This is a genomic window from Mesobacillus sp. (assembly GCF_057785455.1).
Genome location: NZ_JBYNSB010000012.1, coordinates 449374 through 463961, shown reverse-complemented (window position 1 = coordinate 463961; position 14588 = coordinate 449374). Strand labels below are relative to the sequence as shown.

The following is a 14588-nucleotide window of genomic DNA, read 5'->3' as shown; positions in this document are numbered from 1 at the left end:
AGGGGTAGCAAAGGCATTCCTAACCCGCTTAGAACTATAATTAGTATATTTTTTAAAAGAAAATAGCATTAGAAAAAGCAATTCGCTCTATAATTCTAAATGGCAAAATCTCATATAAATGCCGCCAGCAAAAAAACAAAACTAATCCATACACAAAGAGGTGAATAGAAGGCGGTATCTTGTTTTGCGAATTTAGTATGTTTGATTTTCTTGAAAAAACCTACATATTTTCCTTCGCCAACAGCTCGTAACAAGAAAACAATTCCTCCAGCTATACAAAGCCATTTGGAAAGAGTGGAGGGTTTGATGACTGCGAACAAATCTATTTGGACTAATAGAAGTACAGATGCAAAAAAGCAAAGTAACCCGACAAAAAGTGTACCTGCCATTCGTGGTTGCAAAACGGGTGAATTACGGTCATCTACAGTTGGAAGAGCCGCATTTACTCCCCAACTTCCGCCAAATGCCCAAAAAACGTGTAACATCCCAATTATTATAAATATTAGAGACGTGATTCCAATTAAAATATTTATCAATTTACCACCTCTTCTATAGGTTATTGGCCTTCGTATCTAAAATGGTCACAACATTAATATACTTATTTATCAAGCAGTTTAGCACACTATGGCTGCCGGGCTAATTGAAATGAAAACCTAATAGTTAAAATTGAACCCCATATAAACCACAAAAAAATGAAGCCCAATTCCTATGAAAACTGGACTTCTTATATTACCGTTAAAAACCCCCCTCTACTAACCCTCATCAAGCCCTCAATTGAAACCCGGCCTTTTCCAACCGCTGCTGATGCACCATAATTTCCTCATGATACTCAGCCTTCCACACATCCCGTAAGATTCGAATAAATGGATAAAGCACAGTGGATCCCGCAATAATCATGAAATTTGCCGCAAATAAATCATCACTGAACGGCATCGAAATGATTCCTGCCACTCTTAATAATAGGTAAATAGCCCATAAAAATAAGCTGATGAATCCCAGATATTTCAGAAGATTTATCACAGACAGCTTTCTCGTAAAATACATAAATATGCCTGCAATCGCTATATTAATCAGAATGGCAAAATCGAGGTTCTCCTGCCCACCGATTCTAAAAACAAACCAGCTATTAAACAGGATGGATAACACGAAAATAAACTTCACTGGAATCCTGAAGGCATGGACCTTTTTAAATCGTTGCTCTAATTTCAATGGTTTTTCCCTCGTAACCGATCCTACTTTTAAAACCTTCTCAAAAGCACCGTCCCATTTATATGCCTTTTTATGAACACTCTCAATAGAGGGCAGCAGTTCAGCGGCCGGAACGCCTCTGAAATCAATGTCGGTAACCGTGATGGGGATATTGTGCTGGTCAAACATCTTCAGCCATTCATCCAAGTCATTCTTGTTGGAATGGGTAAAGTGTTTGACATGTTTTTTCCCCGCATCATCTCTCCAGATGATCAAAAAGACGGCATTTACAAGATGCTCGGGTCTGTAGAATGGCGTATTGATCCTTCTCGGTATATAGTTCAGCGCTTTTGAGATGACCACTTCTTCCATTTGATCGTACCTGACGAGTTCTTTATGAATCTCGTATGTGCGCTTATCCATCGCTTCCATAAAGTAACCATCATCAGTTAATTGGACTTTAAAGCTCCATCTCTCGTATGTTTTCAAACTCGTGAATGCAATTTTGCCCAGCCAGCCAAAGCTCACGGCAAAAATAAGCCCTATCACCGTTAAGGAATAATCTTTCGTGTAAAAACTTGAACCAGCAAAGTACAACCCACCTAAAGAGACCCCAAAAAAAATGAAAATTAAAGTCACAATTAAAATCTTCGCCCAAATAGGGATTTCACTTGAAAAATCGCCTCCGCTTCCGTGCATTTCCATGTTTGATGAACCCCTCCAATATTTAAGTCCCAGTTTTGAATCCGGTTTATGTATCTATTTACGAATTATTTCCCTAAAATGTTCCTGGGTCATTTTCCCTAAAAAAGGAAATAGATACGTCTTATTATATTACATTCTGATGACAATTCCTGTAAAACCCTCCTCTTTTTCCGATAGATGTGGTAGTATGACGGACATGTTGGTTGAAAGGGGAGTTTGTTTATGATGAAGCGCATTTTAACAGGCATTCTTTTATTGAGCATCGCGGTCCTAGTGCTAGGCGCATGCAGCAACGATAGCTCAAAAGGCAATGCTGAAAAACAAAATAAAGAAGATTTGGTTGCAACAGTAGATGGCAAAGGCATTTCAAAAAAGGAATATAAGAAAGAGCTGGATGCCATGAAAGCATCATACGAACAGCAAGGTATGCCGGCCGATCAGATGGATGAAAAAATGAAGGAACAGCTCGAAAAGTCAGTTCTTGACAATATGATCAATGCGGAGCTTCTTCTCCAGACAGCTGAGAAGAACGACATTAAAGTTAAAGAAAATGAAGTAGATGCAGAGCTGGATAAAATCAAAGCCAACTTCGAAGATGATAAAAAGTTTGAAGAAGCACTGAAAACGAATAAGATGACCGAGAAACAACTTAAAGACCAGCTGAAAAAGCAAATGACGGTCAATAAATATATCGACAGCAAGATTGGCAAGGTAGAAGCAACACCACAAGAAATCCAGGCCATGTATGATCAATACAAGAAACAAGCCGAAAGCCAAAAGCAAAAGCCGGAAGAGCTGGCAAAGATCAGTCCGCAGCTCGAGCAGCAGGTGATCTCACAGAAAGAGAATGAGAAAGTCAGCGAGCTAGTGGCAAAGATACGAAAAGAGAATGAGAAAAAAGTTAAAATCCATGAGGCGTAGGAAGTCCTCGTGTGAGACTTTAAAATGGGGGATAGACATTTGTCTATCCTCTTTTTAATTTTCTCTGATTAAGCTTCGCGTAATGTTCATTAGGGAAACTCGAACCATTCTAGTCAAACTTTTTTAGTAACAAGCTCTTCTAAGTTCAATTCTCGAAATTGTGCCCAGCATAGGTTCTGGATCTCCTTAGCTGACCTGCACAATTGGGCGAGGAAAGAATAGAATATTGGGCGAATGATTTTTGGAGGTGCTCAAATGGAGAGCTATTTAACTCAAAGTATCATTGTTCTTGGTGCTGGGGTACTGGTTGTAGGTGCATTTCTTGTCTTTATCGGAGAGTATAGGAAACTTGGAGAGTTAGCAGCTGAACAGGACTGTCCTTCCTTATAGGGATAACATGGACAGTTCCACAGTCTTTCTTGGAGATGAATTTTGAACAGTCACTTCATATGATTGTTAAGAACTTGTCTTCATCATTTTGACCGTTTATCGTCTTACATTGAGCTCCCGCCTAACCTATTCGGTCGCTGGTTTCATATTGAGTCAGTACTGGGAGCTGGAGACTTTTTTTTATGCTGAGCACTCCTCAGTCTTAAAATTTTGTAAAATAGAAAGGTAAAGATTTTCCAAGACTCGTAAAGTGGTGAGGACGATTCAACAGTTAGTGTTACTTCAAACTGTCATTGATTATATAGAGAACCATATTAAAGAGGAAATGAGTGCAGAAAGCTTGGCGGGAATGGTGGGGTATTCGCCTTATCATTTTTCGCGGATTTTTTATAAACAGACAGGCTATACATTGATGGATTATGTAGTAAAAAGGAAGCTCCAGTTTGCACTGTACGAATTGGTGAATGGGAAAAAAATCATCGAGATTGCTCTGGATTATGGGTTTGAAACACATGTCGGCTTTACGAAGGCGTTCAAGAAGTGTTTTGGAAGTCCCCCGAGTCTTTATAAGGAGCATTGTCCGACATCACTGCCGCATAAACTGGATTTAATGAGCCTGCACCAAAAGAAAACGGGCGGAATTGTCCTGCAGCCCCAGATTGTCCGCCGGAGCGCTTTTTTGGTCGCCGGGAAGGTTTTCAGTATAGAGAATTTCCCTGCTAACAAAAATGTGCCTGCCTTCTGGGAGCAGGAAGGGTTGACTGATGGTTCGATTGAAACGTACTTATACGAAGTATTGGCACCGAAAAAGCATGGCGAGTATTGCATCAATTTGAGCCGCAGCCTTGATGAAGACAGATGCCAATATTTATTTGCGGTAGATTATGATGGGGAAATAGACTTGCCGGATGGAATAACACCTGTGCAAATCCCGGAGGCTGTTTATGCCATCTTTCGGACGCCTTTAGTTGAGGTTGACCATTTCGCATCGGCGATCAAAGGGACGTGGAGATACATACTGGAGGATTGGTTTCCGCACTCCTCCTATGAAGTGGATGAAGAGGGCTTTGACTTTGAGTTTTATGACGAGCATTGCCATTACTGGGATTACAAAAAAATCTATATGGAAATACATATCCCAATCAAAGAGAAATCTCGAGAATGATGTCATCCTCGAGATTTTTTTATAGACAATCGATAAAAATAAATAACAGGAGTTAAGATAATCGCACTTACCATCATGGCGATTTTAATCGAAAAATTGGCGGCAACCATTCCAATAACCGGCCCTCCGCTAATCTGGCCAATTGCATCAACCTGGCCTTTTACCGAAAAGAAGGTCGCACGCGTCGAGGAGTCAGGAATGATTTTATTCAGCCATGTATCCTCAAGCGGTGCCATGACAGACCTTGTACCCTGGATGATCAGATAAAAGCACAGCAGGCTGATGATACTGGTCGAAAAAGCAAAACCGGCCAGCGACACAATAATGAGGACACAACCGATCAGCAAGGATTTATAGATGGTGCTCAACCGTTGATGGAGAGAACTCCGGCTGATAAAATGAAGCGTCACAAATGAAAGGAGCATAACGGCAAAATTAATGCTGCCAAACAGGATGACCAGATTTCCCTCCGTCATGTGTGCAAGACCCGATTCCTCAAGAAAATGGGAAATCCATAGCCGGTCGAAGCCTTCACTATAGAGCCCGAAAAACAAACTAATCAGGAATAGGATCCGCATCAGATAACTGGCCTTTGTATAATGGATCAGCTGGCTCATATTCGTCTTCAGCGTCTTCCAGGTGGATGTATGTTCCTCTTGAACCGGTTTGAAATTCTCTTCTTTCATAAAGAAAAGCAAAAATACAGCCAATCCCACCATGCATAATCCGCCAATGATGATCGGCAGATTGATCATGAAAAAGTACCCAATCAGCATACTCAAAGGAATCGCGATCACTTCTCCAAGGGTTCCAGCTTTTGCACCATTAACAAACGCCTCAGAAGCACGATCTTCGCCGATCTCATCCGCAATCCAGGCTTGATGCGCACCGCTTGTAAACGTGTAACCAATTCCCCAAAGAACTTGCGACACTAATACGGCCGCGAAATACGGAAACGAGCCCTCGATCAGGAACCCAGCCCCAATCAAAAAATACCCAATAATCACCGAAAGCCTGCGACTCTTCAAATCCGCCACAAACCCAGTCGGTATCTCGAACATGAAAACAACCGCCTCCAGGACACTCCCGACCAGAACCAGCTGCAGCGGATCAAGACCCACGACCTTCACATGATATAGCAAGTTAACCGTAAAGATAAATGTAAAAAAGAACTGCGACCAAAAACGCGTGTATATATAGATGCGATACGAATCCATTTTTTTTATAAAAGCCAATTTTATCTCCTCCTATTTAAAATATAGAGACAAAGGGAGGTGATTTCTTTTCCAAATTTGCGGTTTTTTTGGAGTGAGGGGGAGTTGCTCTGCTTATTTGGATAGGCAGGGAGATCTCCGAAAAATAGACATTCAATGAACACATTACCCCACAACTGTGTACCATTTTAATTCAGATCCAGTTTGGATATCATTTAGCATAACTACATGCACTCTAAATACATCCATTAAGTTGTATCAAGGATAGGATTGATTAAATGAAGAGGCGAATTTTTTTGTGAGAATCCCTATAATTTTTATAACACATAAGAAAGTTCATAAAATGTTCACAACACAATGAATCTATTTTAAAATTAAAAGGATTTGTAGAGAATGGAAAGTTCATTGATGTAGGTTAATGAGATTGACTGTACATCCTGTTTCTCCATTGTTTATTGCGGGAAGGATTGCTAGTATAAGAAAATGCTCAGCTGTCAGCCCACTGTAAAACGGTACATGTATTGGCATGTGAACCGGTTTATAGTGGGCTTTTTTGCGTTCTTTTTCTATCGCGCTTTTCAACTCCTATCTACTTCTAAAACTAGGATCAAAGAGGTGGATTATAGTCCTTATGTTTTGAGAAACACTACAAAATCAATTTTTGGAGGAGATGAATATGGCGTTTCACAGTTCTCAGCAAATCGCGGAATTAGCGGTTGAAGCTGGAAGCAAGAAGGCCTCAATGCGGCCTGCTCATACACTATTATTAGGGTTTTTAGGTGGAGCCTTTATATCATTTGGTTTCTTATTAGACATTCGAGTTATTGCAAACTTACCACAGGAATGGGGTTCCTTCAGCTCACTTTTAGGCGGAGCAGTTTTTCCGGTGGGTCTAATGTTAATCATTATTGCAGGTGGAGAATTGTTAACGGGAAATATGATGGCACTTCCGATTGCTGTTATGGCAAAGCGTGCCACCCTAACGCAACTGGGTAAAAATTGGCTGTTAGTTTTAGTAAGTAATTTTATTGGAGCAATCTTTGTTGCTTATTTATTTGGACACATAGTTGGATTAACGGAAACAGGTGTATTCCTGACCAAAACCGTTGCGATAGCAGAAGCAAAAGTCGATGAACCATTTATTAAAACCTTAATTTCCGCTATTGGCTGTAACTGGCTCGTTTGTTTAGGCATTTGGCTGGCTTTTGGTGCCGATGATATCGGCGGAAAAATACTTGCTATTTGGTTTTTAATTATGGCTTTTGTAACGATTGGTTTTCAGCACGTTGTGGCTAATATGTTTGTCATCCCTGCGGCAATCTTTGCGGGGCACTTGACATGGGGTGATTATGCAGCTAACTTTGTTCCTGTTTTAATTGGCAATGCGATTGGCGGCGGTGTTTTTGTAGCCTTAATCTATTGGATGGTTCACAAGGATTCCCTTCAATCACTTTCAAAAGCAAACTCAAGGATTAAGAAAGCAAGTTAACAATTAAGAAAATATTATTTTTTTTGAAGTACGATAGATTTCTTTGTTTTACAAAGGGGGACTTACAGTGAAGGAAAAAGTGAGTGTTCTTATTAACGGAACAGCACACCAAGTGGAAAAAGGGACTCGTATTATAGATTATTTACTAAAACAAGATATGGAGCATCCGCACATTTGCTATTCTGATGTTCTTGGACCGGTACAGAGCTGTGATACGTGTATGTGTGAAGTAAATGGCAGCATTATGCGTGCATGTTCCACTGAGATCGAAGACGGTATGGATATTTTGACTTCATCTGAGCTTGCAAAGAATGCCCAAGAGGAAGCAATGGATCGGATACTGGAAAACCATTTATTATATTGTACGGTATGTGACAATAACAATGGCAATTGTCGTGTACATAATACAGCAGAACTAATGGGGATCGAACACCAGACACGGCCCCATCGTTCTAAGGGCTATGGAGTAGATATATCTCACCCGTTTTATCGCTACGATCCCGATCAATGTATTTTATGCGGGCGATGTGTAGAAACCTGCCAGGATCTTCAAGTGAATGAAACGCTGACCATCAACTGGGAAAGCGGGCAGCCGCGCGTCTTATGGGATGGGGGGAAAAGCATCAATGAGTCATCCTGTGTATCCTGCGGACAATGTGTATCAGTTTGTCCTTGTAACGCATTGATGGAAAAATCGATGCTTGGAAATGCAGGATTCATGACAGGGATTTCCGATGACTTGCTTACACCAATGATTGACATCGTCAAAGCAGTAGAGCCTGACTATCAAACAATCATGGCCGTCTCAGAAGTAGAAGCAGCCATGCGTGAAACGAAAATAGAGAAAACAAAAACGGTTTGTACATTCTGCGGTGTGGGCTGTTCCTTTGAAGTTTGGACAAAAGACCGTGAAATCCTTAAGATTGAACCATCAGAAAACGCTCCTGTAAACAGTGTTTCAACCTGTGTAAAAGGAAAATTCGGCTGGGATTTTGTCAATTCTCAAGAACGAATTACATCACCTTTAATCCGTAAAGGTGATGTGTTTGTAGAAGCAAGCTGGGATGAGGCTCTTTCTTTAGTGGCTGAGAGGCTTGGCGGTATTAAAGAAACATACGGCAGTGATGCAATTGGTTTTATTTCTTCATCTAAAATTACGAACGAGGAAAATTACCTCATCCAAAAGCTGGCACGTCAAGTATTTGGTACGAATAATGTGGACAACTGCTCTCGTTATTGCCAGTCCCCGGCTTCATGGGGGTTACAGCAAACTGGAGGCATTGGCGGGGACTCAGGAACGATTCAGGATATCGCAGGTGCAGGGCTTGTCATGCTCGTGGGATGCGCACCTGCAGAAGGACATCCTGTACTTGCCACGCGGATTAAGCGGGCACAGAAACTTCACGGTCAAAAATTAATCACCGTGGATGTACGCAGACATGAAATGGGTGACCGTGCAGACTTGTTCGTTCGTCCAAAACAAGGGACTGACTATGTATGGCTTTCCGCTATTACGAAATATATGATTGATCAAGGCTGGCATGATGAGGAATTTATCAAAGAACATGTGAATCATTATGATGAATTTTTGGAAATGATGGAGCCTTATAGTTTGGATGAGGCCGAGAGGATTACGGGTATTTCGGAGGAAACCCTAATCCAAATGGCAGAAATGATCCGGGATGCAGATGGAACCGTGATCTGCTGGGGAATGGGTGTAACGCAAAATATCGCGGGTTCGCACACATCTGTGGCCATTGCGAACTTGCTTCTTGCAACAGGCAACATGATGCGTCCAAACGCTGGTGCCTACCCATTACGCGGACATAATAATGTCCAAGGTGCGGCAGATATGGGAACAATGCCAAATATCTTCCCTGGCTATCAATCCGTAACAAATGTTGAATTCCGTGAAAAATTTGAAAAGGCTTATGGGGTGAAAATCCCTGAAAATCCTGGGCTTGATAATATCGAAATGCTAGGTGCTGTCGATAAAGGCGAGATGAAAGCGATGTTTGTAGCTGGTGAGGATATGGCATGGGTCGATGCGGACTCGAACCATACACAGGCGATGCTCGCGAAGTTGGATTTCCTTGTTGTTCAAGAAATCTTCTTAACGACAACTGCTCAATTTGCAGATGTTATCTTGCCAGGTGCTCCGTCTCTTGAAAAGGATGGAACGTTTACCAATACTGAGCGCCGTGTGCAGCGTTTATACCAAGCATTGCAGCCTCTAGGCAATAGTAAACCAGACTGGTGGATTCTGACACAGCTCGCTAAAAAGATGGGCTTTGAATGGAATTATACGCATCCGAGTGAGATTTTTGATGAAATGGCAAGCTTAACTCCTTTCTTCAGCCAGTGTAATTATGATGTACTCGAAGGGTGGAACAGTTTCCACTGGGGTTCTCTTGATGGATCCAACACGCCGCTGCTTTTCAAAGACGGCTTTAATTTTCCAGATAAAAAAGCGCGTTTCGGTTTGTTCGATTATATTCCGCCAATGGAGTTCCCGCAGGAATTCGATCTCTCGTTAGATAATGGACGTCTGTTGGAGCACTTCCATGAAGGAAACTTAACACAGAAATCAGAGGGACTTAATTACAAATTCCCGAAAGTGTTCGTGGAAACATCGCCGGAACTGGCAAAAGAACGCGGCATAAAAGACGGTTCACTCGTTCGTCTTGTCTCACCGTATGGAGCAATTAAGCTGCCAGTCCTTGTAACGGATCGTGTGGAAGGAAAAACGGTCTATGTTCCAATGCACTCCTCAAGCCACGAGAGTGCGGTTAACCTTCTTACGGGCGGGGCAGTGGATGTCGTGACACATACACCAGCATACAAACAAACGAAAGTGCGGATGGAAGTTCTTGCACTTAACGGAGAAAATCCGCTGCCAAGGTATAATCCACGTAATGCCACTCGGACCCCGCAAAAGGGGCTTGAAATATACCGTAAGTGGGAACGCGGAGATTACGTTCCGATTGCTAAAATCAATGAGCATGTTGAACCTGGTTTCTATGACAGGAGGAATGCGTAGTGGCAAAGCCGATAAAAATCGTTCAAAAGACAGAACTGACAGAAGAACAAAAGAAAATGCAATCCCTTGAGAATCTTCTCTCCGGGGTTGCGGATAATAAGGATACATTGCTTGAGACCTTAAATTTGCTGCAGGAATTACACGATAGCGGAATCATGGATGCTTTAGGAAGTTTGCTAAAAACAAAAGAAAAGGCAGCAAAAATTGCTGTCGGTCAACTTTCACGCGAACCAGTCACAAACATGATCAATAATGCGATGGCCGCAGGGGGCATACTAACGGAACTGGACCCTGAAACAACGGGTAAGCTCGCTAAAGGCTTGACGAATGGATTGCAAAAGGCCCAGCAGGGGTTAGATGAAGATTCCAAGGTTGGACTTTTTGACCTTATGAAGGCTTTAAAGGATCCTGATATAAATCGTGCGATAGGATTTGGCTTTAATCTTTTAAAAGGTATGGGCGAAGGTTTAAAATAGTAAATACAAAGACAAAATGCAAACCCATTCGTTCACGTAAGAATGGGTTTCCTCTTTAGAATCAAAATAAGTGGATAAGGAGGATCATGAAATGGCAAAAAATATGGAGCATCAATTTAGTATGCTTGTTCGCGAAATTAGAAAAGAATATGTAGGAAATGGCCCAAAAGAAATCACCACCAAAATTATCGGTTCCTGGGCGGTCACTGAAATGAAAGGAAACCTCACAAATGTGGAGAAGTTCATGCTTACTTCAAGCCATGGTGAAGAAATGGTCCATGAAACGAGAACAAGATTTGTAAAGGAAATATACAAAAAGCCAGAAGTCCTTTTAAGATTTGAAAACTTAATAGGGGCAAAAGTACTGCGGTTGTTTTCTGATATTAATATTAAAGAAGATATTGCAATGACTGTATTCGTTTTTGACAAGCCGATTGAAGAAACTGGGAATGAAGTGCGAACAGCCAATGAAATTGGAAAGCAGCATTAAGCGGTATGAAGAGGAGTATGAAAAGAATAACGGATCGCATTGTCACTGAATATCCAATGACCATTGCTTAAATGGGCTACACTTAATGATACTGTTTATGAACGGTATCTTTTTTTTATCAGATTTAAGCATGGGGACGTACCCAGTGCTTCCTTTGGAAGCACAAGGTACGTCCCCATGCTTCTTGATTCATTTGTGCGGTTTTAATTCTGACAGGTGTACCAGTTCAATATTCCTATTATCTGGATTTTTGATTTCAACATAGCCAGATTCATATTGATGCACAATAATATGCTCTTTCCCTCGATAAATGACAAGTGCGCCACTCTCCAAACAAGTCGCCTCCAGTGATAAAAGTTTTAGATACTTTTACCTAAAAAATGAAATGTTGAAACTTATTAATATTCTTAAGGAAAGTTGAACTGTCCCTGTGCTTACCAGAATCATTTTTTAAATAATTTCTCGCAAAAAGTGCAACCAAATCTTTCCTTCATTTCGTTATACTTATGTAGCAAATGAAAGGGGGGAGTTCCCTAATGAATAAGGAACAGGAATTAATCGCCAGAATCAGGGGAGGAGACCATGAGGCATTCGGGATCCTCATTACTCCATTGTTGTCTGCGGCGTATAAATCGGCTTATTTAATCCTTCGGTCAAAGGAGCATGCAGAGGATGCTTTGCAGAATGCCCTCGAGGGTGCGTATGTCAGCATGATGAAAAAGAAGGACATCACGAATTTCAAGGCCTGGTTTTATACGCTGGTCTATTCACGGTCCATCGACCTTTACCGGAAAAATAATCGCCACACCCTTGTAGATTATGAAGAAAATAGGGTAGCTCAGCTGATAATCACGTCCGAATCAGCTCAGCAAATCGCGATACATAAAGAAAATAAGAGTGAAATGGTCCAGCATCTGATGAGGTTAAAACGAGATCAGAGCCTGCCGCTTTTCCTCTATTATTTTGAAGACCTCTCCGTGAAGGAAATCTCGCTGATTACCCAAGAAAATATCAATACGGTAAAAGCAAGGATGAAGAGGGGGAAACAAAGCCTGGCAAAAATCATGAAGGAATCCAGGCAATTTTTACAGGAGGTGAAGGTAAATGGGATCTAAGAAAAAGAGACAGACTGATTCGATTGAGAACCTGGAGGTACCTGAAAGCATCTTCCGATTTATTGAGGAGATACCAAAGAAAGCCATCACCCCAGAAGCAGAACAACGAGTTGAGGACGATTGGAACAGATTTCAGAAAAACTCAAGAAAGCAAAGAAGCGGCATGATAAAAAAGAGAATGGCCATCCTTTCACTATCAGCTGCAGCAGCAATGGGGATTTTCATCAGCACAGCCTTTGTTTCCCCAGCCGTGGCACAAGTGGCATCCCAAATTCCGTACCTTAACCTGATTTTTGAAAATAAAGTCAAGGTCAAAATTCTTGAAAATGAAATCAATCAGGCAATCATGGAGAAGGATATTAAAACTGTTGCCCTCAATGTGAATAGAAAAGAAAAGTATATTGAAGCCATGGTTTTTAATACAGCGGAATATTATGAGGAAACGAAAAAACCAATTCAGGATATGATCAGTGAGATTCTGAAGGCGAGGAAAGAAGGAAAGTACGAAATCAGGGTGGCGAACGATCCACAGGCATTTGAACAATGGAGGAAGATGGATGAAGTGTCGACAGAGACTGAGAAAAGGATTGGGGAAATAGAGAAAACAGTCTATGAAGTACTTGGCAAATACCATTACGATTCCCCGAGGCATACAAGCGGAATCAGTGTGAATCGAGTCAATCTAGAGCTGCCGGTAACCGAACCTAATATCAAGGAAATCCCACTAGAAATAAAAGAAAAACTGAAACAACGTGAACTCGGCGACATTGAAGTGAAGGTATACAAATACGATCCTAGCTTGGAAGAACGAGAAGGCAAGTTCATGAGAATCATTGATTCCATTGCCGAAGGCTTGAAGGCAAAGCCGGAGTACCAAGTTGATTCCGTAGGCTTTTCTAATAATAAGAAAGAGTACTTTTACATTTCGATTGAGTTGGTGCTGGACTCAACTGATTCGGGGGTTGAGGATGTTGTTGGAGAGATTGAAAAGACGGTTAGGGATTTTCTGCAGTCGGATGTAGCGTTGCAAGCTATTCAGGGGGAGAAATACCAAGTTGTAATTTCTAGTAGTGATGGGAAGAAAATGAGGGTGATTAGTAACTAAGCACGGGAGGTTCCCGTGCTTTTTTCTTGTTTTTTGGCTAGTTGGGATACTTTACATTATTTTTCCCCAAAAGGCTGTCGGTTCTCTGCAGTCTTTTTTGTGTTAGGTGGAGAAATATCGTCATACATATCAAATTATGCATTTTTTGGTAAAATAAACTTAAGACAGATTCGAAAGCCTAGAGATTTTCTTGTTACTTTAAAAGATGAAAATGGTAAAAAAATAGAGAGGAGATCGGTAATGGCAAAGTTCGTGATATTTCTAGTTTTAATGGCATTCGGTACGCTCATTTTGTACGCATTGAATTCTTTTGCCTCTATTAAAGGAGAAGTCATTATCATTAGGAAATGGGGGAAAAAAATTGTTCATGTTCCGATTCAGGATGTCACAAGGCTGGAATACAACGACATGATCAAAGTGGGTTTAAATGGCTATATCACAACGAAAGACGGATACCATGCAGCCAATATTGGGCATGAGCCAGAAGAGTTTGCAGCTACAGTAAAAAAAATCAATCCAACCGTGATTGTGAAGGAACAAAAATTCAAATGATTTCTAAGGAGACTTTTAGACTCAGAAAGTTTCACTAATTATATAGGAAAAAAGAAGGCTTACCTTGTCCATTGGTAACGGGTTCTCTTTTGGAGTGCAAAATGTGAAAAAACAGTTCAAATAGCATGCTAAATCACATAGGATTTAGTGTGCTGTTTTTTGTTGGTATAACAACATTTATGGTATTTCAACCTAAGAATTAACACTGTAATTAGCACCCCATTTAGCAAAGTGAGAATGAACATTCTCATGCTGTTAGTTTATATGCTAAAACGGTTGTTAGTACTTCGTTAAACTTGATAGGAACGCCAGATATTTAAACATAAAATAGAGGCATCTAGGAGAAAGAATCCTTGTCCTTAACAAAGTGACCAGGGGAAAGAAAAATTAGCGGAGTTTTTCCGCTTATTTTCAGAATGGAGCTCATTTCGGGCTAAATAAGCGGAGATTTTCCGCTTAAGCCAAGAAAAATCCCTGAATATCATGTTTTTTGAGTCGATAAGCGGAATATCTCCGTCTATTTTAGCTATTTTCAATGTCGTTTTCTAAATAGACGGAATATCTCCGTCTATTTTTCAGATCGGGTGTTTATCTGTTCTCCCCTATTAAACTAATAGTTTAATTCCAATTATTACACTTTGAAATATCACGGATAATATTCAGAAGTAAAAAAGCATGATGATTAAATTACTAATCACCATGCTTTTTACTACGTTATTTGTACTGTTATTTATGATT

Annotated in this window: 14 protein-coding genes; 10 read left to right on the top strand and 4 right to left on the bottom strand. The window is 40.8% G+C overall.

Annotated features, from left to right (window positions below):
• Positions 1–110: 110 nt before the first annotated feature.
• Both AC3EBE_RS04800 and AC3EBE_RS04795 read right to left on the bottom strand, forming a co-directional pair.
• Positions 111–536: a DUF3995 domain-containing protein gene (locus AC3EBE_RS04800; RefSeq protein ID WP_488593866.1), complete on the bottom strand. Its 426-nt coding sequence runs from the start codon at positions 534–536 to the stop codon at positions 111–113.
• A gap of 226 nt (positions 537–762) precedes the next feature.
• Positions 763–1893 (bottom strand): hypothetical protein, encoded by a 1131-nt coding sequence (locus AC3EBE_RS04795; RefSeq protein WP_488593865.1) that lies wholly within the window; start codon positions 1891–1893, stop codon positions 763–765.
• A gap of 222 nt (positions 1894–2115) precedes the next feature.
• Between AC3EBE_RS04795 and AC3EBE_RS04790 the strand changes: the two genes are divergently transcribed.
• The 3 genes from AC3EBE_RS04790 to AC3EBE_RS04780 all read left to right on the top strand — a co-directional run bounded on the left by AC3EBE_RS04790 (position 2116) and on the right by AC3EBE_RS04780 (position 4369).
• Positions 2116–2814 carry a SurA N-terminal domain-containing protein gene (locus AC3EBE_RS04790; protein ID WP_488593864.1) on the top strand — a complete coding sequence of 233 codons (699 nt, stop codon included), beginning with the start codon at positions 2116–2118 and terminating at the stop codon, positions 2812–2814.
• A gap of 255 nt (positions 2815–3069) precedes the next feature.
• A complete protein-coding gene (locus AC3EBE_RS04785) occupies positions 3070–3204 on the top strand; it encodes a hypothetical protein (protein ID WP_488593863.1) in 135 nt (44 codons plus the stop codon).
• Between the two features lie 274 nt (positions 3205–3478).
• Entirely contained in the window at positions 3479–4369 is an 891-nt protein-coding gene (locus tag AC3EBE_RS04780; protein ID WP_488593862.1) for an AraC family transcriptional regulator, read from the top strand.
• A gap of 2 nt (positions 4370–4371) precedes the next feature.
• Here AC3EBE_RS04780 and AC3EBE_RS04775 read toward each other — a convergent pair whose 3' ends face one another.
• Positions 4372–5604 carry an MFS transporter gene (locus AC3EBE_RS04775; protein ID WP_488593861.1) on the bottom strand — a complete coding sequence of 411 codons (1233 nt, stop codon included), beginning with the start codon at positions 5602–5604 and terminating at the stop codon, positions 4372–4374.
• 655 nt (positions 5605–6259) lie between these two features.
• On the opposite strand from AC3EBE_RS04775, the gene AC3EBE_RS04770 reads away from it, so the two are divergent.
• The 4 genes from AC3EBE_RS04770 (at position 6260) to AC3EBE_RS04755 (ending at position 11078) form a co-directional block, all read left to right on the top strand.
• Positions 6260–7072, top strand: coding sequence for a formate/nitrite transporter family protein (locus tag AC3EBE_RS04770; RefSeq protein ID WP_488593860.1), 813 nt, complete (start codon positions 6260–6262; stop codon positions 7070–7072).
• A 67-nt stretch (positions 7073–7139) separates the two neighbouring features.
• Positions 7140–10112 (top strand): formate dehydrogenase subunit alpha, encoded by a 2973-nt coding sequence (gene fdhF / locus AC3EBE_RS04765; RefSeq protein ID WP_488593859.1) that lies wholly within the window; start codon positions 7140–7142, stop codon positions 10110–10112.
• Complete coding sequence (locus AC3EBE_RS04760) at positions 10112–10588, top strand: helical membrane plugin domain-containing protein (protein ID WP_488593858.1); 477 nt, start codon at positions 10112–10114, stop codon at positions 10586–10588. The genes fdhF and AC3EBE_RS04760 overlap by 1 nt, the downstream gene beginning before the upstream one ends.
• A gap of 91 nt (positions 10589–10679) precedes the next feature.
• Positions 10680–11078 (top strand): Na-translocating system protein MpsC family protein, encoded by a 399-nt coding sequence (locus AC3EBE_RS04755; protein WP_488593857.1) that lies wholly within the window; start codon positions 10680–10682, stop codon positions 11076–11078.
• A gap of 189 nt (positions 11079–11267) precedes the next feature.
• Here AC3EBE_RS04755 and AC3EBE_RS04750 read toward each other — a convergent pair whose 3' ends face one another.
• Positions 11268–11411, bottom strand: a complete 144-nt coding sequence (locus AC3EBE_RS04750; protein ID WP_488593856.1) for a hypothetical protein — start codon at positions 11409–11411, stop codon at positions 11268–11270.
• Between the two features lie 203 nt (positions 11412–11614).
• On the opposite strand from AC3EBE_RS04750, the gene AC3EBE_RS04745 reads away from it, so the two are divergent.
• The 3 genes from AC3EBE_RS04745 (at position 11615) to AC3EBE_RS04735 (ending at position 13850) form a co-directional block, all read left to right on the top strand.
• Positions 11615–12193 (top strand): RNA polymerase sigma factor, encoded by a 579-nt coding sequence (locus AC3EBE_RS04745; protein WP_488593855.1) that lies wholly within the window; start codon positions 11615–11617, stop codon positions 12191–12193.
• Positions 12183–13298: a hypothetical protein gene (locus AC3EBE_RS04740; RefSeq protein ID WP_488593854.1), complete on the top strand. Its 1116-nt coding sequence runs from the start codon at positions 12183–12185 to the stop codon at positions 13296–13298. Before AC3EBE_RS04745 ends, AC3EBE_RS04740 begins: the two co-directional genes overlap by 11 nt.
• Positions 13299–13538: 240 nt before the next feature.
• Positions 13539–13850, top strand: coding sequence for a hypothetical protein (locus AC3EBE_RS04735; RefSeq protein ID WP_488593853.1), 312 nt, complete (start codon positions 13539–13541; stop codon positions 13848–13850).
• Positions 13851–14588 lie beyond the last annotated feature (738 nt).

Coding starts and splice junctions, on each gene's coding strand:
- AC3EBE_RS04735 (WP_488593853.1), top strand. CDS start 13,539: ATGGCAAAGTTCGTGATATTTCTAGTTTTAATGGCATTCGGTACGCTC.
- AC3EBE_RS04770 (WP_488593860.1), top strand. CDS start 6,260: ATGGCGTTTCACAGTTCTCAGCAAATCGCGGAATTAGCGGTTGAAGCT.
- AC3EBE_RS04785 (WP_488593863.1), top strand. CDS start 3,070: ATGGAGAGCTATTTAACTCAAAGTATCATTGTTCTTGGTGCTGGGGTA.
- AC3EBE_RS04745 (WP_488593855.1), top strand. CDS start 11,615: ATGAATAAGGAACAGGAATTAATCGCCAGAATCAGGGGAGGAGACCAT.
- AC3EBE_RS04755 (WP_488593857.1), top strand. CDS start 10,680: ATGGCAAAAAATATGGAGCATCAATTTAGTATGCTTGTTCGCGAAATT.
- AC3EBE_RS04790 (WP_488593864.1), top strand. CDS start 2,116: ATGATGAAGCGCATTTTAACAGGCATTCTTTTATTGAGCATCGCGGTC.
- AC3EBE_RS04740 (WP_488593854.1), top strand. CDS start 12,183: ATGGGATCTAAGAAAAAGAGACAGACTGATTCGATTGAGAACCTGGAG.
- AC3EBE_RS04795 (WP_488593865.1), bottom strand. CDS start 1,893: ATGGAAATGCACGGAAGCGGAGGCGATTTTTCAAGTGAAATCCCTATT.